The organism is Hymenobacter psychrophilus (assembly GCF_900107135.1).
Classification (GTDB): Bacteria; Bacteroidota; Bacteroidia; order Cytophagales; family Hymenobacteraceae; genus Hymenobacter; species Hymenobacter psychrophilus.
On record NZ_FNOV01000003.1, the window covers coordinates 26,087 to 50,720 of the forward strand.

13 protein-coding genes are annotated in these 24,634 nt (G+C 63.9%); 9 read left to right on the forward strand and 4 right to left on the reverse strand.

Annotation, left to right across the window (positions count from 1 at the left end; genetic code table 11):
* The first annotated feature begins 42 nt into the window (after nucleotides 1-42).
* The 3 genes from BLW21_RS05025 (at nucleotide 43) to BLW21_RS05035 (ending at nucleotide 8,850) form a co-directional block, all read left to right on the forward strand.
* Nucleotides 43-4,365 carry a hypothetical protein gene (locus tag BLW21_RS05025; RefSeq protein WP_092738371.1) on the forward strand — a complete coding sequence of 1,441 codons (4,323 nt, stop codon included), beginning with the start codon at nucleotides 43-45 and terminating at the stop codon, nucleotides 4,363-4,365.
* A gap of 145 nt (nucleotides 4,366-4,510) precedes the next feature.
* Nucleotides 4,511-5,557: an alkane 1-monooxygenase gene (locus tag BLW21_RS05030; RefSeq protein WP_092738372.1), complete on the forward strand. Its 1,047-nt coding sequence runs from the start codon at nucleotides 4,511-4,513 to the stop codon at nucleotides 5,555-5,557.
* Between the two features lie 194 nt (nucleotides 5,558-5,751).
* Nucleotides 5,752-8,850, forward strand: a complete 3,099-nt coding sequence (locus tag BLW21_RS05035; protein ID WP_092738373.1) for a T9SS-dependent choice-of-anchor J family protein — start codon at nucleotides 5,752-5,754, stop codon at nucleotides 8,848-8,850.
* Between the two features lie 79 nt (nucleotides 8,851-8,929).
* Here the strand turns inward: BLW21_RS05035 and BLW21_RS05040 are convergent, their stop codons facing one another.
* Nucleotides 8,930-9,484, reverse strand: a complete 555-nt coding sequence (locus tag BLW21_RS05040) for an RBBP9/YdeN family alpha/beta hydrolase (RefSeq protein ID WP_092738374.1) — start codon at nucleotides 9,482-9,484, stop codon at nucleotides 8,930-8,932.
* A gap of 33 nt (nucleotides 9,485-9,517) precedes the next feature.
* Between BLW21_RS05040 and BLW21_RS05045 the strand changes: the two genes are divergently transcribed.
* Nucleotides 9,518-10,135 (forward strand): Uma2 family endonuclease, encoded by a 618-nt coding sequence (locus BLW21_RS05045; RefSeq protein ID WP_245711815.1) that lies wholly within the window; start codon nucleotides 9,518-9,520, stop codon nucleotides 10,133-10,135.
* A 7-nt stretch (nucleotides 10,136-10,142) separates the two neighbouring features.
* Here BLW21_RS05045 and BLW21_RS21035 read toward each other — a convergent pair whose 3' ends face one another.
* Both BLW21_RS21035 and BLW21_RS05055 read right to left on the reverse strand, forming a co-directional pair.
* A complete protein-coding gene (locus tag BLW21_RS21035; RefSeq protein ID WP_139255088.1) occupies nucleotides 10,143-10,676 on the reverse strand; it encodes a hypothetical protein in 534 nt (177 codons plus the stop codon).
* Nucleotides 10,677-12,050, reverse strand: coding sequence for an AAA family ATPase (locus tag BLW21_RS05055; RefSeq protein ID WP_092738376.1), 1,374 nt, complete (start codon nucleotides 12,048-12,050; stop codon nucleotides 10,677-10,679). It lies immediately after the preceding gene.
* A gap of 97 nt (nucleotides 12,051-12,147) precedes the next feature.
* Here BLW21_RS05055 and BLW21_RS05060 point away from each other — a divergent pair, with 97 nt between their 5' ends.
* Together BLW21_RS05060 and BLW21_RS05065 are read left to right on the forward strand one after the other, a co-directional pair.
* Nucleotides 12,148-17,646, forward strand: a complete 5,499-nt coding sequence (locus tag BLW21_RS05060; protein WP_175470863.1) for an alpha-2-macroglobulin family protein — start codon at nucleotides 12,148-12,150, stop codon at nucleotides 17,644-17,646.
* A gap of 19 nt (nucleotides 17,647-17,665) precedes the next feature.
* On the forward strand, nucleotides 17,666-18,535 hold the full coding sequence (locus BLW21_RS05065; RefSeq protein ID WP_092738378.1) for a hypothetical protein: 870 nt from the start codon (nucleotides 17,666-17,668) through the stop codon (nucleotides 18,533-18,535).
* Between the two features lie 18 nt (nucleotides 18,536-18,553).
* On the opposite strand, the gene BLW21_RS05070 is transcribed toward BLW21_RS05065, so the two are convergent.
* A complete protein-coding gene (locus BLW21_RS05070) occupies nucleotides 18,554-19,150 on the reverse strand; it encodes a Uma2 family endonuclease (RefSeq protein WP_092738379.1) in 597 nt (198 codons plus the stop codon).
* A gap of 78 nt (nucleotides 19,151-19,228) precedes the next feature.
* Between BLW21_RS05070 and pbpC the strand changes: the two genes are divergently transcribed.
* The 3 genes from pbpC (at nucleotide 19,229) to BLW21_RS05085 (ending at nucleotide 24,528) form a co-directional block, all read left to right on the forward strand.
* On the forward strand, nucleotides 19,229-21,631 hold the full coding sequence (gene pbpC, locus BLW21_RS05075; RefSeq protein ID WP_092738380.1) for a penicillin-binding protein 1C: 2,403 nt from the start codon (nucleotides 19,229-19,231) through the stop codon (nucleotides 21,629-21,631).
* Nucleotides 21,632-21,919: 288 nt separating this feature from the next.
* Complete coding sequence (locus tag BLW21_RS05080) at nucleotides 21,920-23,296, forward strand: TolC family protein (RefSeq protein ID WP_175470864.1); 1,377 nt, start codon at nucleotides 21,920-21,922, stop codon at nucleotides 23,294-23,296.
* Nucleotides 23,297-23,388: 92 nt separating this feature from the next.
* Nucleotides 23,389-24,528, forward strand: coding sequence for an efflux RND transporter periplasmic adaptor subunit (locus tag BLW21_RS05085; protein WP_092738382.1), 1,140 nt, complete (start codon nucleotides 23,389-23,391; stop codon nucleotides 24,526-24,528).
* The last annotated feature ends 106 nt before the right edge of the window (nucleotides 24,529-24,634 follow it).

Below are 24,634 nucleotides of genomic sequence, written 5' to 3' on the forward strand. Positions count from 1 at the left end.
TGACAGCGGCTGCTTCGTGCTTTATTTCCCCTTAGTTACCGGATGGACAATTTTCTGCTGTTGCTCGTTGTCGTGGGTGCAGGCCTGCTGTATCAGAAGCTGCAAAAGCTGATTCGGGCCCTCACCGACCGATTAGCCGAGCGCGAACGGGCCCATGCCAGCTTGGTGGCCACCGTGGAAATTCTGCGCCGGGAGGTCCAGCAGTTGTCCAGTGCCGCTACCACGGCCCCGGCAACCTTAGTGGCAACTGTGCCGGCTCCCAGCGTTGCCACTGCGGCTTCAGTGGCTGCTGCCGTCAGCAAGGCTGTTTCTGCCAACGTGCCGGCACCCCAGCCCGCTGGTCTGCCAGTTCCGGCTGCGCCAATTGCGCCGCTAAGCGTGGCTCCGGTAGTGGCCGCTACTCCAACTCCGGCCCCGGCAACTCCAACCGATGCCGGACTCTCACCTGCGCTGGTAGTTCCGGTGAGTCCGCTAGCGGCGGCGGCCCCTGCGGCTCCGGCCGCCGCTCCCACCCGGCCGCCACTCCCGGCGCCGCGTGCTGCCCCGCCCCGCCCGCCGGTGGCGGCAGTGCCCGCCGCGCCAGCGGAGCCAACCTGGTGGGACCGGGCGGAGAAAGTGCTGCTCGATAACTGGACGGGCATTCTGGGGGCCGTGGTGCTCGTAACGGGCGTCGGGTTTCTGGGCGTTTACACGGCGTTGCGGGTGAGTGCGCCGTTGCGCTTCGGCATGATTACGGCCTTTGCGGCGGCGTTGCTGGGCCTGCACTACTACCTGCGGCCCAAGCCCTTCGCGGCCAAGCTGAACGTGTGGCTGCAAAGCAGTGCGGCGGCTATTTTCCTGTTTGCCTGCGTGGGTGCCGTGAGCGTACCGGGGCTGCAATGGGCCGGGCCACCACTAAGCTATCTGCTGCTGCTGGCCGGCGTGGCCGTCAACCTCTGGCTGGCCTGGGACGCGGGCCGCGAAGATGTGGCCACCCTGCACGGCGTGCTGAGCCTAGTGGCCCTGGCCGTGCTGCCCCGCGAGCTGCTAACGCTGGGCGCCGCCGCGGGCGTCACCGTGTTCAGCATCGTTATCACCTATCGCCAGCGCTGGAAATACCAGCTGCTGCTCACCATTCTCAGCTTCTTCATCTTTCACCAATACTGGCACTACACCCGCGAAGCGGCCGCACTACTGGCCCCGGCGCGCCTCATGGCTATGGCCCTGCTACTGCTGGTGGGCGCGGCGGCGGCCGTGGTGCAGTACCGCCGGGTGTATGCCCAACAGCGGTTCGATGCGCTGCTGTTCGCGGCCCACGTGCTCAACTGGACCTGCCTGGGCATCAACCTGTACCAGTACAGCACCGGCTCGCCCTGGAAAACGGTACCGCTGGCGCTGGGGGCCCTGCTTACGTTTGGGGTGGCGCGGCAGGCCCGGCAACTGGGCATTGGCTGGCTGTTCCGCACCGACAGTATTATTTCGCTGATGTTGGCCTTGTTCGCGGCTTTTTCGCTCCAGGGCTGGCACGCCTCGGGCACGCTCATCCTGCTCTTTATGCTGCTCGAAACCCTACTCGTAGCCTTTATTATGGCGCGCGAAGGCGAGCGGCTGGTGTTTCAGGTGGCCTCTGTTGGGGCCGTGGCCGCCGGGCTGGGGCTGGTTGTACTGAACCTGCTCTACCTGAACTCCTACCCGGCCACCGAAGTAACCCGCCACGCGCTGCTCCTGCTGCTGGCGGGCCTGCTGGGGGCCGGTTACTACCAACTGCTGCAACAGCAGCCACTGCTGACCGCAGAAGATGCCGGCCACAACCAGGAATCTACCCGCGTGTTTGGGGGCGTGGTGGGGCTGCTGTACCTGGGGGCGGCGGGGCTGCTGGCCCGGGCCATTTTCGGGTTTGCCCATCCGCCGCTGCTGGCCCTGCTGGGCGGCACACTGGCGGCGGCCGGAGCCGTTTTTGGTGGCGCCTGGTACCTGCGCAATTCCGGTGGCTGGTTCCGCACCCTGCACCTGCTGAGCGGGCAGGCGCTGCTCCTCGTGTTTATGCTGGGCCTGCACGAAACCGGGCTCAGCTGGCCGGCTACTTTCGCACTGCTCTATTTTGAAACCCTGCTTTTGGCCGGTGCCTGCGGCCGGGCTACCGAGCAGTTGGCCTATAAAGTACTGGCGGGCCTCACCCTGGCCAGCGGCGGCGCCCTGCTACTGGCGGCCGTGGGCTCGGTGCGCGAGCTGGCCGCGCCGGTGCTGCACCAGCGGCTGGCACTGCTGCTGCTAACCAGCCTGGGCAGCGCGGGGCTGCTGCTGTTGCCGCCCCGGTGGCCGGCCCTGCGCCCCCTGCTCCAGAGCCCCGGCAACCAACTGCCCCTGCGGGCCCTACGCGGTTTGACGGCACTTTTTTACCTGAACGGAATCGGGCTGCTGGTGCAGGCGCTATTCGGATTACCCCACCCGCCCGTAGCGGGGTTGCTGGGCGCGGCGGCGGCCACCGCCGGCCTCACGTTTGGGCTGGCCCACTGGGCCCGCCAGCAGCCCGACTGGTTCCGGACCGGGCTGGTACTGTTGGGGCAGGCCTTGCTAGCCGTGTTTATCCTGGGGCTGCACGAGGCGGGCCTGAGCTGGCCGGCAGCCAACACGCTGCTCTACCTCGAAATGCTGGCGTTTATGCTGCTACTGGTTTGGCGGGCAGAATGGCTGCTCTACCGCGTGCTACTGCTGGCCAGCCTGGCGCTGGCCGTGGTGCTACCGCTGCTGGTAAATGCCCCCGCCGGCCTGACTGACAACCAGCGGGCCGCGCTGTTGCTGGCCGCCGCGCTAAGCACCGTGGCCGCGCAGGCGACGCTGCACCGGCGTGGGGCCCCGATATTCGATGCCGTGCCGCTGCTGGCGAACCCGCTGTACCGGCCGCGGCTGCTGGGACTGGCGGCGGCCGGCCTGCTACTGGCGGCGGCCAGCCTGGTGTACGAGCACATGTGGGCCGGCTGGGTACTGGCGGGCCTGAGTGGGGCGCTGCTGCTACTGCGCCGTCGGATGCCGGTGCCCGGCTTATGGCTGGGTCTGCTGCTGGCTGCTGTAGTTTACCAGCTGCTGCAATGGCAGCACTTGCACCCCGCAGGCACCGTTTTTCGGCCCCTACCGGTGCTCGCCTACCTGCTACCGCTCATGCTGCTTTCGATGATGGGATTAGCCGGCTCGTGGTGGGCGGCGGCCGAACGGCACGTGCGCTGGCCCTGGCTGTACCTGCTGGGCTTGCAGGCAGCCGTCGCTAGCTGGCTGGCCTTTGCCCCCCGCACCCAGGCGTTGCCGGTGCTGCTCTGGACACTGCTGGCAGCGGGTGCGGCGTGGGCGGCCCACCGGGCCCGGCTCCGCTGGACCACTCCAGCAGCGCGGGCGCGGGCCGGTTCTCCCAACCGCTACCTGCTGCAGCTAACTTACGGACTGCTCGCACTGGCCCTCGTGGGCCACTTTGCGGGTGTATTCGGCCACTCGGCAGGCAGGCTGCTTGGGGTACCGGCGCGGTGGCTCACGGCCGGCGCGCTGCTGCTGCTATTAACCGGACTGGCAGCCCAACGGCCGGCGGCCGGAGTTGCGGAGTTTAAATCGGAGCGTTTCGTGCAGCCCTTGTTGCCCGAGCTGGCGTTGCTGTTTGGTTGCTTCACATTGGGCTACGAGCTGCGGACGGAATGGCTGGCACTGGTCTGGCTGGGATTCGCTTTCGGACTCACTCGCTTAGCGGCCCGACTACCCCAGCGGCTTCGCCGCGTGCGGGCCTACGGGCTGCTGTTCTTCTGGGCGGCGGTAGCGGCCAGCACCTACGTCTCGTTCCATTACCTCGCCCCCGGCCAACTCCTGACGCTGCCCTGGGCCGCAACGGCGGCAGCGGTGGCGCTGCTGTTCGGCTACGCGGCGCTGCGGCTGCACCAGCCCCCAGCCAAACCGGCCGACTGGCCCCCGCTGCTTTCTGCCCTGGCCGGCCTCGACCGCCTGCCGCTACCGGGGCTGGTGGGCCTCCTGCTCTACCCGGCTTTTCTGGCCCTCACCGCCCTGCTCACCCAATCCTACGACCGCTCGGTGCTCACCGTGTTGCTGATGCTGGAAGTGGTGGCGCTTTTCGTGGCCAGCCTGCTGCTACGCCGGCAGGATTTCCGCTATGCAGCCCTGCTGGGCATGGGCGCGGCCATGGTACGCCTGCTGTTCTTCGACCTGCGCCAAACCGGGACCATTACGCGGGCCGTGGTATTTATTCTGATGGGGCTGCTACTGCTGGGAATGAATGCGCTTTACGCCCGCTTTAAAGACCGTTTCGCCCCGGCCGCATCTCCCAGCGAGCCGCCAGGGCCAACCTCCCTTGGCGAACCGACCGCCGAGGAATCGGGTCCGATTCTTTAAAAGAGTTACGGGTACTTGCCCCATCTGAAGCCGGCGGGTTTGCTTCTGCTGTTTCACGCACGAGAAGCCGGGGAAGCGGATAATTTGGTGTAAAGACAACAAGCCGGATTTCTGCTTACCTTCTGCTCCCCAAACACTTCCGCTTATGCGCCCCACCGACCTGCGTTACCTGAGTGCCTACCTCGTGCCGGCCTGCGTGGCGGCCGGGCTGATCTGGCGCGGCCCCTGGGCTTGGCTCACGCCGCTGTTCGTGTTCGGGCTGGTGCCGCTGCTGGAGCTGGCATGGCCACCGCGCAACATCGTCAGCAACGCGCCCGCTACGGCTGGGGTCCCGCACCATCCGTTTTTCGATTGGCTGCTGTACCTGTGCGTGCCGCTGCACGTGGGCCTGCTGGTCTGGTACCTGGCCGTAGTTACGGGGGTACCACTGACGGGCGCCGAAACACTGGGGCTTGTCTTGAGCATGGGCATTTGCGGCGGCTCGTTGGGCATTAATGTGGCCCACGAGCTGGGGCACCGCAGCCGCAGCTACGAGCAGCGGCTGGCGCAGGTGCTGCTGGGCAGCGCGTTATATCTGCACTTTTTCATTGAGCACAACCGGGGCCACCACCGCCATGTAGCCACGCCCCTCGACCCAGCCACTTCGCGCTTCAACGAACCGTTCTGGCTGTTTCTCCCGCGGGCTTTGGGTGGGGAGTTCCGCTCGGCCTGGCACCTGGAGGCCGAGCGGCTGCGGCGGCTGGAGGTGCCAGCCTGGAGCATGCAGAACCAACTGCTGCGGTTTATGGCGGTGCAGCTGGCGGCCGTGGCTGTAGCAGGATTGATTTTCGGCCCGCTGGGGCTGCTGGCCTGGGCGGGCGCGGCGCTGGTGGGTGCGGTGCTGTTTCAGCTGGTGAACTACGTGGAACACTATGGCCTGCTGCGCCAGCGCACGGCCGGCGGCGGCTACGAGCGGGTGCAGCCGCACCACTCCTGGAACTCGGAGCACGCCGTGGGCCGCATCCTGCTCTACGAGCTCACCCGCCACTCCGACCACCACTACTTGGCCTCGCGGCCCTACCACACCCTGCGCCATCAGCCGGCCTCGCCCCAGATGCCCACCGGCTACCCCGGCATGATGCTGCTGGCCGCCGTGCCCCCGCTCTGGTTTAAGGTGATGAACCGGCGGGTGCCGGCTGCTGCTGATCAGTAGCGTTTTCTTGCGCAGGTGCCTGCAGAACGGTTTCAACCTATCGGCAAAGCTTAGCTAACGGGAAATAATCGGTTAACAGATTGTGTATTTGTTGCATCCAGGGCAATTTCGGGTTATTTTTGACAGCTGTTTCGCCGGACGCAAACGACTCAATATGAACTGCTTGCTCTGTTCGCCTTTCAAAGTTCTCTTCTATGATGAAACGTTTTCTCCTGCTAAGCTGGGCCAGCCTGCTAGCCGTAGCCTCTTTGGAAGCGCGGGCCCAGGTTGCGCTTACGAGCAGCCCCTACGTTGAAACCTTCGACGGACTAGCCAGCGGCCTGCCCGCCGGCTTCGGCATTTATACCAATGCCGGCCCCAACCAGGTTGGCACGCCGGCTACGCTCACTACGGCCCCCACCACCTGGGGCAACAGCAGCGGCGCGTTCAAGAACCTTGCCTCGGCCACCGGCCTCAAAAGCACCACTTCGTCGGCCGACCAGGCGGCCAGCCCCAACCGGGCCCTGGGCCTGCGCCAGACCGGCAGCTTCGGCGACGGTACCAGCACGGCCACCCCGCCTACCGGCGTTGGGCCGGCCTTCGTATTTCAGGTGGCCAACACGCTGGGCAAAACCGATTTCGAGCTGAACTTCCGGCTGCAGTCGCTCGACAGCACGATTGGGCGCACCGCTACCTGGCAGGTCGAGTACGGCTTTGGAGCCACGCCCGCAGCCTTTACGGCGGTGGGCACGACGGCCACCACCGGCCCGTTCTTCGCCAACTCCGCCCTTAAAGTCGGCTTCGGCGGGGCGCTCGACAACAAAGCCGGGCCCGTCTGGATTCGGATTGTGGCCCCCACGCCTACTACGGGCCCCGGCAGCCGCCCCAGCTCGGCCATCGACGACTTTGCCCTCAGCTGGAACGCCAACCCCAACGCGCCGGTGCTGGCCGTAGCCCCCGCCACGCTCGATTTCGGCCAGCAAACCGTTAATGTTCCTTCAGCCCCGCGCACATTCACGCTTACCGGCACCCGGCTGACGGCCGCTGCTACCGTCCGCACGGCGGCCCCGTTCGCTGTTTCCAAGGACGGAACGACGTTCGACACCACCGCGGTGTACACGGTGGCCGAGCTGGCCCAGCCCCGGCTGGTGTACGTGCGCTTTACGCCCACCACTTTGGGCCAGGCCAGCGGCGCCGTAAGCGGCGTGGCCAACGTCCGGAGCCCCGGCGCAACCAGTCGCGATGTGGCGCTTAGCGGCAGCGGCAACGACCTCACGCAGACTGTATTTAATTTCAATGCCTGCACCAGCTCCACGGCCCTTGCCGATGGCTGGGCGCAGTTCAGCGTAACGGGCGCCCAGACCTGGGCCTGCACCAGCTTTGGGCGCAACCCCACCGACCCGACCGACTCGGCCCCCAACCCCAGTGCCGTGCAGATGAACGGCTTTGCCAACGGGGGCAACGTGGCCAACGAGGACTGGTTCATTTCGCCCGCCCTCAACCTGACCAGTACCAGCTTCCCGCTGCTGTCTTACTGGACCCGCACGGCCTTCAATGGCCCGGGCCTGCGCCTGCTGGTTTCTACCACCTACTCCGGCACCGGCAACCCCAACGCCAGCGGCGTAACCTGGACCGATCTGAGCGCCAACTTCCCCGCCCAGAACTCGAATGTGTGGCAGAACAATAGCCTCGACCTGAGCGGCTATAAGCGGAGCGGCGTATACGTGGCCTTCGTGTACACCTCGACCACCAACGGGGCCGCCCGCTGGAGCCTCGACGATGTGGTGCTCACCAACTCGGCCACGCCCTCGGCGCCCACCGTGCGCCTGAGTATCCAGAACCTGGCTTTCGGCTACCAGCCGGTGAACACGCCGGCCTACCGGAACATCGTGCTGACGACCACCAACCTGACCGGCCCGCTAACGGTAACATCGCCCGACGTTGCATTTCAGCTCTCGAAAGACAGCCTCGTATTCAGCTCCAGCCTCACCTACAGCCAGGCCGAGGCCAGCAACCGCCAACTACCGATTCGGGTGCGGTTCCTGCCCACGCGGGCCGCGGCCGATTATGCCGCTACGCTGAGCGTGGCCACGGCCAACGTGCCGACGCTGACCCCGAACCTGCGCGGCAACACCTACGACGCGGCGAAAACCCTGGAGGTGGTGAACTGGAACGTGGAGTGGTTTGGCTCGACCACCGCAGGCCAGGGGCCGACTGATGTGGACCTGCAGCAAACCAACGTAACGGCCATGCTCAGGGCCCTGGCCGCCGATGTGTACGCGCTGCAGGAAGTGGTGGACACGGTGCGTCTGCGCAACCTCACGGCCACGCTCTCGGCACAGTCGGGCCTGCCCTACGGCTACAAAATTGCCGATTTTGGCTCCTATAGCGACAATACGGCTGACCCCGATTACGCTTCGACCCAGAAACTGACCTTTATCTACCGCAAAGACGTGGTGCGGCCCGTGAAGTTTGAGGGGCTGCTGCGCTGCACGGAGGCGCAGAACTGCCCCGCCTTCAACGCCTGGGCCTCGGGCCGCTTCCCGTTCCTGATGGCCGCCGACGTCACGCTCGACGGCAAAACGCAGCGCGTCAACTTCGTAAGCATCCATGCCAAGGCGAATTTTGCGGCCAGCTCGGCCAACGACTACGCCCGCCGCAAGCTCGGCGCCGAGCAGCTGAAAGCCCTGCTCGACACCAGCTACCCCAACGCCAGCACCCTGATCCTGGGCGACTTCAACGACGTGCTCGAAGGCACCATTGCCACCGGCGTAACGCCGGCCGTGTCGTCGTACAACACCTTCGTGGCCGACCCCAACTACGTGGGCCTCACCCTGCCGCTGGCCCGCGCCGGCGCCCAGAGCACGGTAGGCTTCGGAACGGTGATTGACAACGTGCTAGCCACCAAGCCGATGGCCTCGTACTACATCAACGGCTCGGCCGCCATCCGCACCGACCTGGCGGCCGGCATTGCCAGCTACGCCAGCACCACCACCGACCATTACCCGGTGTTCACGCGCTTTTCGCTGAGCCAGACGCCCACGGCCACTACCGCCGCCACAACTACCGGCCCGCTGCACCTGTACCCCAACCCGGCCAGCAGCAGCCTGCGGTTTGAGGTGCCAGAAACCGGCCGGAACCTGCGCTTGAGCGTGTACACCACCACCGGCCGTCTGGTACTGGAAGCCACCGGCTCGGCCGAGCAGCTGAATCAGCAGCTCAGCCAGCGTGTGGCTGGCCTGAGCGGCGGCCTGTACGTGGTGCGCGTAACGGGCGCGAAGCAGGCCTACGTGAGTCGCTTTCAGAAGCTATAGCCACTTCAGTAGTTCGCCAACACACAAGCGCCCCGGCCGGTTGGTCGGGGCGCTTGTGTGTTGATGGGCAGTTGCGTTTTTAGCCGACCCCGGTGGTAGCGAAGCCAGCGGCAAGCTCCTGCACCAGTGCCCACCCCTGTGGCCACAGCCCCAGCTCCGATTCGGAATTGAGGTGGCCCAGTGCCCCTACGTTCACCAAGCGGCTGCCCCAGGCGGCGGCAAACTCCGTGGCGCGGGCCAAGCTCACGTACTCGTCGTTTTCGCTGGCTACCACGATGCTCGGGAAAGGCAACCGCGCCAGCGGCATGGGCGCAAACCCGCGCACTTCGGGCAGCTGCGCGCGCCGGTCTACGTCGGCCGGGCCCACGAGCAGGGCCCCGGCCAGCGGGCGGGTGGCCGTGGCGGCCCAGTGCGCCACCGTGGCGCAGGCCAGGCTGTGGGCCACCAGCACCACCGGCCCCGGCGCTGCAGAAACGGCCGCATCGAGGGCGGCTAACCAGTCGGCGCATACGGGGTGCTGCCAGTCGCGCTGCTCCACGCGCCGGCAGCCGTAGTGCTGCTCCCAGCGGGTTTGCCAGTGCGCCGGGCCGGAGCTGCCCAGGCCGGGAACGGTGAGGATAGTAACGGCTTGCATGGCCCGAATGTACGGGCGAAACGTATCTTTACTATGGACCACACCGCCGCCGCCATGCCCGTCATCACCGACATCTCCCAGCTCGACCTGACCAAAACCTATACCTACGCCGACTACCTGACGTGGCGGCTGGACGAGTTCGTGGAGCTGGTAAAGGGCAAGGTGCGCCTGATGAGCCCCGCGCCCCGCCGGATTCATCAGCAACTGGCCCGCAATGTATTCCGGCACATCGACCAGCATGTACTAAATGGCCCCTGTGAGGCCTACTTCGCGCCCTTCGACGTACGCCTGCTCACGGATGGACCCGATGGCAACTCCCCCATCACTACCGTTGTGCAGCCCGACCTCTGCGTCATCTGCGACCCAAATAAGCTGGATGAAAAAGGCTGCCTGGGTTCCCCCGACTGGGTTATCGAAATCCTGAGCCCCAAAACGGCGGCCTACGACACCCGCGAGAAGTTCAGCCTCTACGAAGAAGCCGGTGTGGCGGAATACTGGATTGTGTTTCCGGGCGAGCAGACGGTGGCAACCTACGTGCTCGAAGCCGGCCGCTACGAGCTACGCGGCACCTACTACGAGCCGGGCCTGATTCCGTGCGCGACATTGCTGGGGTTTGCGGTGGAGTGGGCGGAGGTGTTTGCGGGAGTGTGAGGGAATTCTATGCTCCTGCCGGAACACACGTAGCTTTAGATATTTCGGCCCCATCTTGAAGCCACTCAATACAGGCCGGCACATGCGTTACCGGATGCACCCAGGCCACTTGGCGCGGGATGCGCAGGGCGCTGGCATAAAAAGTAAAGAGGTTGAGCACGTTGGTTTCCTGTGAGAGAACCATGTCATCCGTGGCCAAGGCATTTTCCAACAGGTGTATATCCTTCAACATTTCTGCTCGCGCCTTATCGGTGCAGTCTAGGGAATACACCGAGTCAGCTAACCCGCTATCTGGTTCTGGATTCAACGGTATACACAGCTTCCTGCTGAACATTTGAACCAGCCAGTTCTTAGAAAAACCGGATTGATGCTTTTGCCACTCCCGGAGTTGCGTGGCGGAAAGCACGATGCGGTGTTGCTCATCTTGCAGAGTTTCTAACGCCTGACGGCAAGCATCAGAAATCGGGTGCTGGCTTGTGCTGGCCGAGCGGGCTACATTGGTATCGACTACGATGCGGCGTGAGGTTGCTGGCAGCTTCATCTATTCAGCCGCTTTGCCGGAGTGCCGCATTCCTACCGCAGTCAGGTAGGCGTCCTGAGCTTTTAGCTCCACGTCGCCGAAGTCCTCGGGCCATTCGCCGTAAGCACCGTCCTCGTCGGGCTGCACGTAGGTTACCTGGGTCGCGCCTTTCGCGTCGCGGGCAAACCAGTGCAGGGCCACGTCGGTGTTCTTGATTTTCTCCTGGGCAATCAGGGTTTGGATGGTCAGCAGAATCAGGCTGCTGTGCGTTTCCACGATTACGCGCACACCCCGGTTAGCTGCTTCGGCCAGCAGCTCCGCCATGACAACCTGGGCCCGTGGATGTAGGTGCAATTCAGGCTGTTCTACATATACAATCTGGCCTTCCTGCGCGGCAATAAGCGCCACCAGAATCGGCAGAACCTGCGAGACGCCGATACCCACATCGGCGATATTAACCATATCGGATTTTTTGGGTTTGGCTTTCGTGCCGGCGGGTAGACGGTTTATGCTTAGCTCTACTTCGTTTGCATTCTTCACATTAGCTTCAATGGAGTTAGTCAAACCTAAGCGAACTAAATACTCATTAAGTTGAGTGAGTGCGTCGCTATTCTTTTGTTGCTGCCATTGGCTAATAGTACCAGCAGAATAAAAATCGAATGTCCCTTTGATTTGCTTTTGAAGGAAAGTTGCAGGATAGCTTCGCTTTGGATTGGTTCGTAGACCCGGAATATGGGATATCGATAAAACTAAATCTGATAAATCATAAGAAAAAACAATTTCATCTAAGAGCACATTGTCTATTATTCCTTTTTCATCAAAAACTTGTATTTTGAGAAAAGGGGCTTCCATAACAACTTTTGCACTGTGTGCTGCAACACCAAAGAATTTTAGATGAATTTTGTCAAATTGTGGTTCTATTTCATGCCAACTCATTGCTGGACTTAAATTTATTTCTTTATTGAACAACATTGATTTCTGATACAATATTGCGAATCCTAACTTATCAAGCCTAAAGGACACTTCTATATCCTCTTTAAACAATTTATCTACTTTCTGCTCAACTATTTTTATTGAAAAAACATCATTGTACTTATCTATTTTGCTAATTAACTCTCCAGCCGTTTCCGCCTGTACATGCGCCCCATCCAACACGAGTGCTCCCGCCGGCTGGTACGGTGCTTCCATTGTCTGTTTTATCAACAGCAACGGTTGCATGATGCTCGACTTCCCGGAACTGTTCGTCCCGGCGAGCAGCGTCAGCGGCTTCACGTGCAGCGTGGCGTCAACCAGTGATTTGTAGCCTTTTACCTGAATCTGCTCGATGAGCATGAAGGGCGGCCGGGAGGGCGCGGCGGCGGTTGACGAGGGTTTTGGAGCGCGTTTGGTAGCCATAGAAGCAAAGTACGGGAGGAAGTCGGAGAAACAATCCGTGATGCCGCTTCCATCTCCCTTTTTCTATACCTTCGGGCGCCTATCCTTCCCTCCTGCTATGCTACTCTCCCGACTTGCCCGCCAGCCGTTGCTGGTGTTGCTGGCGCTACTTGGTTTTGCCTGCTCGCGCTCCGATGAGGGTGCGCCCGACCCCAACGGCGCGGAAATCGACCCCTACCAGAACATCGTGTTCCAGTTTGCCGATGCCGTGGTGGGGCCTGAGCAGCTGGACCGCTGGGATACTACGCGGGTCGTGGCGTTCGAGCCGGCCATGCGCGGTAAGTTCAAGTGGACCACCGACCGGGAGCTGGTGTTTTCGCCCAACGTGCCGCTGCGGCCCAGCACGGCCTTCACGGCCAAGCTGGTGAGCGAGGCCCTGCCCGAAGGCACGCGCCGGGGCACCGAGCTACCCGAAGACCGCCAGAAATTCCATACGCCCTACCTGGCGTTGCAGGCACCCCAGGCCTTCTGGGGCCGCTCGGAGCGGGCCGCGGGCACGGCCGAGCTGCGGGTGGAACTGCCCTTCAACTACGCCGTGAAGCCCACCGACGTGAAGCCGCTGCTACGCCTGACCCAGGACGGCGAGCCGGTAGCTTTTGAGGTGGTGGGGGCCGAGGCGGGCCAGCAGGTGCGCCTGAACCTGAAGCAGCAGTTGCGGCCTGGTTCGCCCTTGCTACTAGCACTGGCCCCCGGCCTGAACGCGGTGGGCAGCGACCTGGCCACCGACCAGACCACCGAAGCCGAGCTAACCATGCCCGACCCTCAGGCGCTGGAGGTAACGGCCATCAACGGCACGCTGCAGGGCGCCGACCCGGTTATCACCATTCAGACCAACCAGCCGGTGAGCGGGATGGATATGCGGAGCGCCGTGGCCGTGTCGCCGCAGGTAGCCTTTGAGGTGGAGGAGCTGGAAAGCGGCGTGCGCCTCAAAGGTGGTTTCGAGGTGGGCAAAAGCTACCAGGTACGCCTGAGTAGCGGCTTACGCGGCAGTTTGGGTGGCGAGTTGAACGACGACGTGACCGAGACGGTAAGCTTCTCCAACGAGCGGCCCACCATCAGCTTCGCCAGCGCCGACAAGGCCCTGTACCTCGACGCGCTGGGCGCCCGCAACCTGGGCATCCGCATCAACGAGGTGGACAAAGTGCAAGTGACCATTGCCAAAGTGTACGCCAACAACATCCAGCAGCTGTTGCGCGGCGGCAGCCAGTACGGCTACCCCGACTACGACGGTGAGGATGGGGAAAGCAACCAGGACGAAAACGGCGAATACGTGGACCGTTCCTTCCAGTATTACGACGTGGAGAACCTGGGCAACGTGCTGTCCAACCGCACCTACACGGTGGCCGGCATGCCCAAAGAGCAGGGTTTGCGGCTGCTGAACTTGAGTTTGAAAGACCTGGAGTTTTCGGCGGGCCTCAAGGGGCTCTACGTGATAAAAGTGCAGGATACCGAGCGGCAGTGGCTGCAGGTGAGCAAGCTGGTGGCCGTGTCGGATATCGGCCTGATTGTGAAGCAGGGCGCGGCCGGCAGCACCATGGTGTTTGCCAACTCGATCCGGGAGGCCAAGGCCCTGGGCGGGGTCGAAATCAGCTACCTGAGCTCCAACAACCAGGTAATGGGCACGGGCGTCACCAACGGCGCGGGCGTGGCCAAGTTCGATAGCACGGCCCAGAATGCGCGGTTCCGGCTGGGCATGGTGGTGGCCCGGCGCGGCGACGACTTCACGTTTCTGGATTTGAGCCGCAGCCGGGTGGAAACCTCGCGCTTCGAGGTGGGCGGGCTGCAAAACAACGCTGCCCGCTACCAGGCCTTCCTCTACGGCGACCGGGACCTGTACCGCCCCGGCGACACCATCCAGACCAACACCGTGGTGCGCACCGAAACCTGGCAGGCCCCGCCCAAAGGCCTGCCGCTGAAGGTGCGCCTGCTGCTGCCCACCGGCAAGGAGTACGCCAGCCTGCAGAAAACCCTGAGCCCCGAGGGCAGCACCGAGGCCCGCTTTATTCTGCCCCCCAGCGTGATGACCGGCCTTTACACGCTCGAAATCCTGACCGCCAACGACGTGCTGCTCACCTCGCGCCAGCTCTCGGTGGAGGAGTTTATTCCGGACCGCATGAAGGTGACGGTGAAAGCCAGCCGGGCCGTAGTAAAGCCCGACCAGACCGTGCAGGCCCTGATTACGGCCCAGAACCTGTTCGGCCCGCCCGCTTCCGACCGCAAGTTTGAGGTGGAGTTTTCGCTCAAGGAAAAGCGCTTCCAGCCCAAGGAGTACTCCGATTTCGACTTCGCCATCAACAGCGGCAACCGGCGCCGGGGCAACTACGGCAGCCTGGAGTCAAGCCCGATTTCCGACCGTTTCGAGAAGACCGTGCGCGAAGGCACCACCGACGCCGCCGGCCGCGGCACCGCCACCTACCAGGTGCCCGACTACCCCGATTTGGGCACCCTGGAAGGCGCGGCCTTTACCACGGTGTTCGACGAAACCGGCCGCCCCGTAAACCGCTATGCCACCTTCGAGGTGCAGACCCAGGCGGTCATGTTTGGGGTGAGAAACCTGGGCGAGCTGGCGAAAACCCGCGACGAGGTGCCCGTGGAGCTCGTGGCCCTCACGCCGGCCGGCAAGCCCACCAGCGCCACCGCCCGCGTGGAGGTAATCCGGATGCTGTGGGAAACCGTGATTGAGCGCCGCGGCGGCCGTTACGTGTACAACTCGCAGAAACGCGAGGAAACGATTATCCGCCGCAACGTGGAGGTTTCGGGCTCTGGCACCGATGCCAACCTGGGCTTCGCGCCGCAGTATTCGGGCGAGTACGAAATCCGGGTTTCGCGGCCCGGCGCGGCCACCTACGTATCCCAGCGCGTGTACGCCTACGGCTACGGCGACACCCAGAGCAACTCCTTCGAGGTAAACAACGAGGGCGAAGTGACCATCGAGGCCGACCAGGAGAAATACGAGCCCGGCCAAATCGCCCACCTACTGCTCAAAACGCCCTTCCCCGGCCGCGTGCTGGTAACGGTAGAGCGGGACCGGGTGCTCGACCATTTCTACGTGGATACCGACGAGAAATCGGCCAAAGTCGACATCCCGATTCGCGGCGGCCACGTGCCCAACATCTACGTCACGGCCACCGCCATCCGCCCCATCAAAGACAACCGCCTGCCCCTGACCGTGGCCCGCGGCTTCGTGCCGCTGACGGTGGAAAAGCCCGGCTCGCGGCTGTCGGTGGCCATTAAAGCGCCGGAGTTGAGCCGCTCGCAGACCAGCCAGACCATTGAAGTAACCACCGCCCCCGGTGCCCAGGTGACGCTGGCGATGGTAGACGAGGGGATTTTGCAGATGAAGGATTTCCGCACGCCCGACCCCCACGGCTACTTCTACCAGAAACGCGCCCTCGAAGTGGCGGCCCACGACGTGTACCCCTTCCTGCTGCCCGAGCTGGGCACCAGCTCCACCGGCGGCGACGGCTACGACCTGGCCCGCCGCACCACGCCCGTACCCTCGCGCCGCGTGAAGTTGCTGGCCAAGTGGAGCGGCGTGCTCACGGCCGACGGCAGCGGCAAAGTCCGCTACCAGCTCCAGGTGCCCCAGTTCAGCGGGGCCATCCGCATCATGGCCGTGGCCTACAAGGGCGACGCCTTCGGCTCGGCCGAGCACACCATGCGCGTCGCCGACCCGGTGGTTATCAGCACCGCCCTGCCCCGCTTCGCCAGCCCCGGCGACACCATTGACGTGCCCGTAACGCTGACCAATACGACCAAAACCCCCGGTACCGGCGCGGCCAGCTTGGCCGTAACCGGACCCTTGCGGGTGCTGGGAGCCGCCTCGCAAACCGTGCGGTTACCGGCCGGCGCCGAGCAGCGGGTGAAGTTCCGGGTGCTGGCCCCCGCCAGCATTGGCAGCGCCACCCTCACCACAACGGTGAAGGCGCTCAACGAAACCTTCACCGAAACCATCGAGCTACCCGTCCGGCCCGCTTCGCCCTTGCAAAAGCGTACCGGTAGCGGGGTGCTGGCGGGCGGCGGCAAGGTGCAGCAGCTGAATCTGAAGACCGATTTCATGGCGGCCTCGTTGCGGAGCCAGTTGGTGGTGAGCCGCTCACCGATGGCCGAGTTTGCCAAGGACTTGCGCTACCTGCTGCAGTACCCCTACGGCTGCCTGGAGCAAACCGTGTCGGCCGCCTTCCCGCAGCTGTATTATGGTGATTTGGTGGCGACGCTGGGGCAGAAAACCGGTGTCAAGGGCAAGGCGGGGCAGTTCAACCCCAACTACCACGTGCAGGAGGCCATCCGCAAGGTGGAGGCCCAGCAGATGTACAACGGCTCGCTGAGCTACTGGCCCGGCGGCGACTACGACAACTGGTGGGCCACGGCCTACGCTGCCCATTTCCTGCTCGAAGCCAAGCAGGCAGGCTTTGCGGTGAACAAGAACGTGCTCGACCGGGTGCTCGGCTACCTCGAAGCCCGCACCCGCCAGCGCGAAACCGAGACCTACAACATCATCCAGACCGGCGGCGTGATTCGGCCCGTGACGCTGGCCAAAAAGGAAATTCCGTACTCGCTCTACGTGCTGGCCCTGGCCGGGCGACCCACCCCCGTGGCCCTCAACTACTACAAAGCCAACCGCCCCCTGCTGGCCGACGACTCGCGCTACCTGCTGGCGGCGGCCTTCGCCCTGAGCGGCAATCAGCGCGCCTTCCGGCAGACGGTGCCCACCCGTTTCGGCGCGGCCCCGAGCATTGCCCGCCGCGAGTTGGGCGGCTCCTTCGCCTCGCCCATCCGCGATATGGCCCTGGTGCTCAACGCCCTGCTCGACGCCGACCCCGGCAACCCGCAGGTACTTAGCCTGAGCCGCCAGCTGAGCCGCCGCGTGCAGCAGGCCGGCTGGCTGAGCACCCAGGAACGCGCCTTCTCGCTGCTGGCCCTGGGCAAGCTGGCCAAGAGCAACGCCAACAGCACCGCCACTGCCCAGTTGCTGGCCGACGGCAAGAACATCGGCGCCTTCACCGGCAAAGACCTCACGGTAAGCAACGTGGCCAACCGCCAAATCACGCTGAAGCCGGCCGACAAGGGCAGCCTCTACTACTTCTGGGAGATGGAAGGCGTTTCGGCCTCGGGCCGCGTGCCCGAGGAAGACGCCTACCTGATGGTGCGCCGCCAGTTTATGGACCGCAACGGCAACCCGCTAGGCTCGGCCACCTTCCGCCAGAACGATTTGGTGGTAGTCCGCCTCACGCTGCAATCGGCCGAAAGCGCCGGCGAGGTGCCCAACGTGGCCATCACCGACCTGCTGCCCGCCGGCCTCGAAATCGAGAACCCCCGCATCGGGGCCGTGCGCGAGCTGGCCTGGGCCAAAGACGCCGCCCAGCCCGACTACCTCGACGTGCGCGACGACCGCCTAAACATCTTCACCACCGCCACGCCCAAACCCAAGGCGTTCTACTACTTGGCCCGCGCCGTGTCCAAAGGCACCTTCAAGCTAGGCCCGGTAAGCGCCGACGCCATGTACAACGCCGAGTACCACAGCTACTCCGGCGCCGGTGTGGTGCGGGTGCGGTAGAATTCTTCAACTTCCCAGAATGCACCTGCTTTATCTCGTTTTCGGCAACGCGGCTCCCAACCATTTCCAGGCGGTTTTCTCCATGCTCTCGTTTCTGCGGCAGCCGGAGCAACTCGATAGTATTACGGTAGTGACGGATGCGCCCGAATTCTACCGCCACATGGCCGACCATGTAACTGTGCTGCCCATTGAAGCGGCGACCATCCAGGAGTGGCGGGGCGAATTCGACTTTTTCTGGCGCATCAAAATCAAGGCCCTCGAATACGTACACCAGCGGCAGCCCGAGTCTGCCATTCTCTACCTCGACACCGATACCTTCCTGCATGGCTCCCTGGCCGAGCTACGGGCGCGACTGGCGTCGGGCACGGCACTGATGCACGAGCCGGAAGGCGCGTTAAGCCAGCTGGCCAGTAAAACTGAGCAGCGCATGTGGCAGCAGGTACAACAGCATACGTTTGGGGGCGTGGCCATGCGCGAAGACCACCAAATGTGGAACGCCGGGGTAGTGGGCATTCCGGCGGGCCGGGCCGCTGAGGCCATTGCGCTGGCCCTGCGCATCTGCGACGATTTGAGCCGGCAAGGCGTAACGCCCCGGCTCATCGAGCAATTTGCCCTATCGGTTGCGCTGGAGGAAACTGGGCCGCTGGGTGCCGCCGCGGCTCACATAGGACACTATTGGAGCACCAAAACTGAGTGGAACTCCGCCATTAGCGCCTTCCTGCTCGAATCGCACTTACAAGAGCGCACAGTGGTCGAAGAAGTAGCTGCACTAGCTGATTTCGACTATCGCGCCCTGCCCGTGAAGCACCGCGTACGCAGCACCCAGGGCCGGCTAGAGAAGCTGGTGCGCCGCATGTTTCCGCCCCGTCAGGTAACGTATATTGAGTAGGTGTCAGAAATCGAGCAGCTATATTCCTTCGAACACCTCTGCCCACTCCAGCGCCGTGCCGGGCAGCGTAGCCACCGGAATCGGGCCGGGCTGGTAGAACTCGCCCCGCAACTGATACTGTTCGCTTTCGAGAACGTACACCATTACATTCTTGAGGCCGGGGTCCACCATCCAGTATTCGCCCACCCCGTTTTCCTCGTAGAGGTCGAACTTGGTTTTGCTGTCGTGGGCCACGTTGCCGGGGCTCAGGATTTCGATAATCCAGTCGGGTGCGCCCACGCAACCAAACTCATCGAGCTTGGCCGGGTCACAGATAACGCACAGGTCGGGCTGCACTACCGTGCTAATTCGCGTATCGCCGTCGGGAGTACTTTTCAGCAGCCTTACATCAAAAGGTGCAGCGAAGCCCTGGTAGGCACCTCCGCGCGTTTTGTTGCGGATAATTCCTCCCAGATTAAAGGAAACCGCTTGGTGCCGCACTCGCGGAGCGGGGCTCATTTGTCGCACCTTGCCCCGAATCAGCTCTACAAACTCATCCAGCCGCCAGGTCAGGTAGTCGGCGTAGGTGTAGGTTTTGGTTAGGTCGAGCTGGGAAATATCGGTGATGACGGACATAGCAGCGGGGGTTGCTTGGCTGACGAATATACGAAAGGCCGGCGGCAAGAAGGCCCGGGCAACCCGTATCTTGCCCCTATGAAACGGCGCACCGCCATTCGCACTTTGGAAATCCTGGCCGGGCTGGCGCTGCTGCTGCTGCTGGCCCTCGACCGGCTGTTTCCGCTGCCGGCGGCCCCGCGCTACTCGCCCATTGTGCTGGCCGCCGATGGTACCGTGCTGCACGCCTCCCTCAACCCCACCCAAAAGTGGCGAATGAAAACCGAGCTCAGCGAGATTACGCCGGTACTGCGCCAGACCATCATCGAGAAGGAGGACCGTTGGTTTCGTTGGCATTTCGGGGTGAACCCGCTGGCGCTGGTGCAGGCCGCCGGGCGCAACCTGTTTGGCCAGGGTCGCACCACCGGGGCCAGTACGATTACCATGCAGGTGGCGCGGCTGCTGGAGCCCAAGCCGCGCACGCTGGGCAACAAGCTGCTCGAAATGGCCCGCGCCACCCAGCTCGAAGCGCACTACAGCAAGGACGAGATTCTGCAGCTCTACCTGAACCTGGTGCCCTACGGCGGCAACATCGAGGGCGTGAAATCGGCCGCCCTGCTCTACTTCCAGCAGCCGCCCAACTTCCTCTCGCTGGCCCAGACTGTCACGCTGGCCATCATCCCCAACCGCCCGCGCGGCCTGGTGTTGGGCCAGAACAACGAAGCCGTGCGCCGCGAGCGAAACCGCTGGCTCCAGCGGTTTGGGGCCGCCGGACTGTTCGCAAAGCAGGATATTGAAGATGCCCTGCGCGAGCCGCTGAACGTGCGCCGCCACGCCGCGCCCACGCTGGCTCCGCACCTGTCGCGGCGGCTGGTAAGGCAGTTTCCGCACGCGGCCATTATCCGTAGCAGCCTGCAGCGCGCCAAGCAGAGCCGGGCCGAGGAGCTGACCGGCAATTATGTGCGCCGCCTGCACGAGCTGGGCATTTCGCAGGCTTCGGTGCTGGTGGTGAATAACCGCACCCGGCAGGTGGAGGCCTACGTGGGCTCGGCCGATTTCCGCGACTTCCGGGGCCAGGGCCAGAACGACGGCGTGGTGGCCGTCCGCTCGCCGGGCAGCACCCTTAAGCCCTTCCTGTACGCGCTGGCCCTCGACCGGGGCCTGGTAACGCCCAAGCTACAGCTGCCCGACGTGCCCACCAACTTTCAGGGTTACCGCCCCGAGAACTTCGACAAGCACTGCCAGGGCGAAGTAGCGCTGGAGCGCGCTTTGGCCTTTTCGCTCAACATTCCCGCCGTACGCGTGCTCCAGGATTACGGCGTACCCGCCTTCACCGAAAAGCTGCAGCAGGCCGGTTTCCAAAGCATAGCCCGCAACCGCACCCGCCTGGGCCTTAGCAGCATTCTGGGCGGCTGCGGGGCTACCCTGGAAGAACTAACGGGGTTGTACACGGCGCTGGCGAACGGGGGGCGGTATGAGAAGTTGGGGCTTCGTTCACCCCACCCCCCGGCCCCCTCCCCTCCGGGAGAGGGGGTGCGTTCAACGACTTCACGTCTGGCTCCCCCTCTCCCGGAGGATGTCGCGGCTAAAGCGAGTGTGGGGTCGGGGGGTGGGGTTTCGTTGGTCTCCCCCGCCGCCGCCTTTCTCGTCACCGACATCCTGAGCCAGCTGACGCGGCCCGACTTGCCGCTGGGGGCCGCCCGCAGCACCCGGCTGCCCAAAATTGCCTGGAAAACCGGCACCAGCTACGGCCGCCGCGACGCCTGGAGCATCGGCTACAACCGCGACTACACGATTGGCGTGTGGGTGGGCAACTTCAGCGGCCAGGGCAGCCCGGCCCTCACCGGCTCCGATGTGGCCACGCCCCTGCTCTTCGACCTGTTCAACGCCCTGGCCTACAACTCGCCCAACGACTGGTTTGTGCCGCCCGCCAGCCTCGATTTCCGGCTCGTGTGCACCGAAACCGGTCTTGTGCCCGGCGAAACCTGCCCCGACCAGGTAATCGACTACTTTCTGCCCAACCAAAGCTCGGGGCGGCGCTGCCAGCACCAGCGCGAGGTGCTGGTGTCGGCCGATAACACCTTTACCTACTGCCGGGCCTGCGCGCCGGCGGCCGGGTTCCGGCGCGAGCTGTACCCCAACCTGCTGCCCGAAGTGGCCGCCTACCGGGTGGCCCAGGGTCTGCCCTACCGCCGCCTGCCGCCCCACAACCCCCAGTGCCAGCGGGCCAGCGGCGGCCCCGAGCGGGCGCCCACCATCACCTCGCCCACCTCCAATACCGAGTACGTGCTCAGTGCCCGCGAGCAGCAGCAGCTCTTGCTCAGCTGCACCACTGATGGCGAGGTGCGCCAGGTGTACTGGTACGTGAACGACCAGTTTCTACGAGCGGCGTCGGCCACCGAGCGGGTATTTTTTCGCCCCCCGCCCGGGCCGATCAAAATCTCCTGCGCCGACGACCACGGCCGTAACACCGACGTGCTGGTAACGATAGCCGAAATGTAGCCCTACGGGTTCTTCCAGCCTGATTTGATAACCCTGCCGTCGGGCCGGGTAGCTTGGCCGGACGCCAGCAGCTTCGCCGGTATTGTGCCAGGCCTTCAGGCCAGATGCCGCCGCCCGGACCGGGCGACACGCCAACAATTTTGCCCGCCGCGGGTTATGGCGGCTTGGATTTCGATGCCGGGCACTGCTGGCACCAACCCGCCGGTAGTGCCGCAAGGCTGTTGGTGTCGGGCTTTCTGCCCGCTTTACTTTTGTTCGCGTAAGCAGGTAGCTGTTTATGCCTGTCGTATGAATCAACTGCTTCGCGCTTTCGGGCTGCCGGGTTTATCACTCCTGCTGCTGCTGTTGCCCCTCCTAAGCCGGGCCCAGGTGGCTGCCCCCGCCCCGCCGTTGCCTGGCCAGCCGCTTTCCCTGGCCGAGTGCCTGCAGTACGCTCTGCAGAACCAGCCCCTGGTGCGTCAGGCCCGGCTCGATGAGGCCATTGGCGAGCGGCAGATTCGGGTGGGCCTTTCGGCTTGGCTGCCCCAGGTGCAGGGAACGGGCACCTACACCCGCAACTTTCAGCTGCCGGTGGCGGTGCTGCCCAACTTCACCGACCCTTCGGCCCCGGCCCAGATTCGGCGCATTGGCCTGCAGAACGTGTCGAACCTGGGTTTGCAGGGCAACCAGGTGCTCTACAACGCCGATGTACTACGCACGGCCCGCTCGGCCCGCTATGTGCGCCAGCAGAACGGCCAAAACACCGTCAGCTACCAGATTGACGTGGTGCGCGACGTGAGCAAGGCCTTCTACGACATCCTGCTGACCAACGAGCAGCTGCGGGTGCTCGACGAGGCCATTACGCGCCAGCAGAAGCAGCTCAAAGACGCCTTCGCGCAGTACGAGGTCGGCCTCAAGGATAAGATTGACTACAAGCGGGCCGAAATTGCGGTTAAAAATGCCGTTACCGACCGCAAGAGCACGGCCGAAAACCTCAAGGGCAAGTACGCTGCCCTGCGCCAGCTGATGGGCGCCCCGCCCGAGGCCGCCCCTGTAACGCTGACTTACGACACGCTCCAGCTGGCCCGCGAAACCATGCTCGACACGCTGGAGCCGCTGGCCTTCGAGCGCCGCATCGAGATTCAGCAGCTCCTGACCCAGCAGCAACTCCAGCGCCTCGACGTTGACTACTACCGGTTGGGCTTTCTGCCCACGCTTTCGGCCTTTGGCAACTACGTGAAGGTGTACCAGAACAACGATTTCGCGGAGCTCTACAAGCAGGCCTTCCCCACTTCGCAGGCCGGCCTGCAGCTAGGCCTCCCGATTTTCACCGGCACCCGCCGCCTGCAGAACCTCAAGATTGCCAACCTGCGCCAAGACCGCCTGAGCCTACAGGTGCTCGACACCAAGAACCAGATTTCCACCGAGTATGAGCAGGCCCTGGCCCGCTACAAGGGCAACTTCCTCGACCTGCAGGCCCAGCGCCAGAACCGCGACGATGCCCGCGAAATCTACAAGATCATCAAGCTGCAATACGACGAAGGCATCAAGACTTACCTTGAAGTGATAGTAGCCGAAAACGACCTGCGCACCTCCCAGCTCAACTACTACAACGCCCTCTACGCCGTGCTGGCTGCCAAACTCGATGTGCAGCGCGCCCTGGGCACGCTGCCGGTGGCGTATTAACGAAGTAAGCTATTAGCTGTTGGCTGTTAGCTCTTTTCCCAATGAAAGCTGTCAGCTAAAAGCTATTAGCTAACAGCTCAATACAACCAATCATGAAGCACCATTTTCTCTCTCTTCTGGCCCTGCTGCTGCTGGCAGGGTGCGGCGCTAAGGATGCCGATAAGCCGGCCGGGCCGCCGCCGCCCACGCCCGTAACGCTGGTAGCCGCCCGCACCACCAACGCCGTGTATTATGATGAGTATCCGGCCACGGCCGTGGCGCTCAACAGCGTGGAGCTACGCAGCCAGGTGGGCGGCTTCATCACGGGGCTGTTTTTTCAGGAGGGCGAAGTGGTGTCCAAGGGCCAGAAGCTCTACGAAATCGACCGGCGCACTTTTGAGGCCGCCTACCAGCAGGCGCTGGCGGGGCTGCGCAGCACTCAGGCCACGGTGCAGAATGCCAAGCTCAACCTCGACCGCTACCAGCGACTGGCCCAGCAGGATGCCATTGCGGGCCAGATTGTGGACAACGCCGCCACGGCCTACGCCACCGCCCAGGCCCAGGTAGCTCAGGCCCGCGCCGCCGTTACGCTGGCCCGCACCGATTTAAGCTACTCCACTATTACGGCCCCGTTCAGCGGGCGCATCGGCATCTCGCAGGTGCGGCTGGGCTCCCAAATCAGCCCCGGCAGCACGCTGCTCAACACCATCAGCGCCGAAGACCCCATGGGCGTCGACTTCGTCATCAACGAAACCGACCTGCCCCGCTTCATGGCTTTGCAGGCCGCCGGCCGGGCCAACCCCGATTCGCTGTTTCGCCTGGAGCTGTCGGATGGCACCATGTACAAGCAGTCGGGCCGCATTAAGGCCATTGCGCGGGGCGTGGAGCAGCAGACGGCCACCGTACAGGTGCGGGTGGAGTTTGCCAACCCCGAGCGCCGCCTCAAGGATGGCATGAGCGCAGTGCTGCACGTGCTCAACCGGCAGTCGGGCCAGCGCATCATCATCCCCTACAAAGCCATTACCGACCAGATGGGCGAGAGTTTCGTGTTCGTGGCCGGCGACAGCAGCAAGGCCCGCCAGCGCAAAGTGCAGCTCGGCCCCCAACTGCGCGACCAGGTAGTAATCCTCGAAGGCCTGCAAGAAGGCGACCAGGTAATCACCGAAGGCTTCCAGCGCCTGCGCGACGGCAGCCTGGTACAGGCCGGCAGCCCAGCCGCGACGGGTGCGGCGGCCAAAACGGGCAGCCGTTAACCCCACCCCCGGCCCCTCCCCTCCGGGAGAGGGGTGCGTTCAACGAACAGAATTAGCAAACTCGCGTCTGGCACCCCTCTCCCGGAGGGGAGGGGCCGGGGGTGGG

Coding starts and splice junctions, on each gene's coding strand:
- BLW21_RS05025 (WP_092738371.1), top strand. CDS start 43: ATGGACAATTTTCTGCTGTTGCTCGTTGTCGTGGGTGCAGGCCTGCTG.
- BLW21_RS05030 (WP_092738372.1), top strand. CDS start 4,511: ATGCGCCCCACCGACCTGCGTTACCTGAGTGCCTACCTCGTGCCGGCC.
- BLW21_RS05035 (WP_092738373.1), top strand. CDS start 5,752: ATGATGAAACGTTTTCTCCTGCTAAGCTGGGCCAGCCTGCTAGCCGTA.
- BLW21_RS05040 (WP_092738374.1), bottom strand. CDS start 9,484: ATGCAAGCCGTTACTATCCTCACCGTTCCCGGCCTGGGCAGCTCCGGC.
- BLW21_RS05045 (WP_245711815.1), top strand. CDS start 9,518: ATGGACCACACCGCCGCCGCCATGCCCGTCATCACCGACATCTCCCAG.
- BLW21_RS21035 (WP_139255088.1), bottom strand. CDS start 10,676: ATGAAGCTGCCAGCAACCTCACGCCGCATCGTAGTCGATACCAATGTA.
- BLW21_RS05055 (WP_092738376.1), bottom strand. CDS start 12,050: ATGGCTACCAAACGCGCTCCAAAACCCTCGTCAACCGCCGCCGCGCCC.
- BLW21_RS05060 (WP_175470863.1), top strand. CDS start 12,148: ATGCTACTCTCCCGACTTGCCCGCCAGCCGTTGCTGGTGTTGCTGGCG.
- BLW21_RS05065 (WP_092738378.1), top strand. CDS start 17,666: ATGCACCTGCTTTATCTCGTTTTCGGCAACGCGGCTCCCAACCATTTC.
- BLW21_RS05070 (WP_092738379.1), bottom strand. CDS start 19,150: ATGTCCGTCATCACCGATATTTCCCAGCTCGACCTAACCAAAACCTAC.
- pbpC (WP_092738380.1), top strand. CDS start 19,229: ATGAAACGGCGCACCGCCATTCGCACTTTGGAAATCCTGGCCGGGCTG.
- BLW21_RS05080 (WP_175470864.1), top strand. CDS start 21,920: ATGAATCAACTGCTTCGCGCTTTCGGGCTGCCGGGTTTATCACTCCTG.
- BLW21_RS05085 (WP_092738382.1), top strand. CDS start 23,389: ATGAAGCACCATTTTCTCTCTCTTCTGGCCCTGCTGCTGCTGGCAGGG.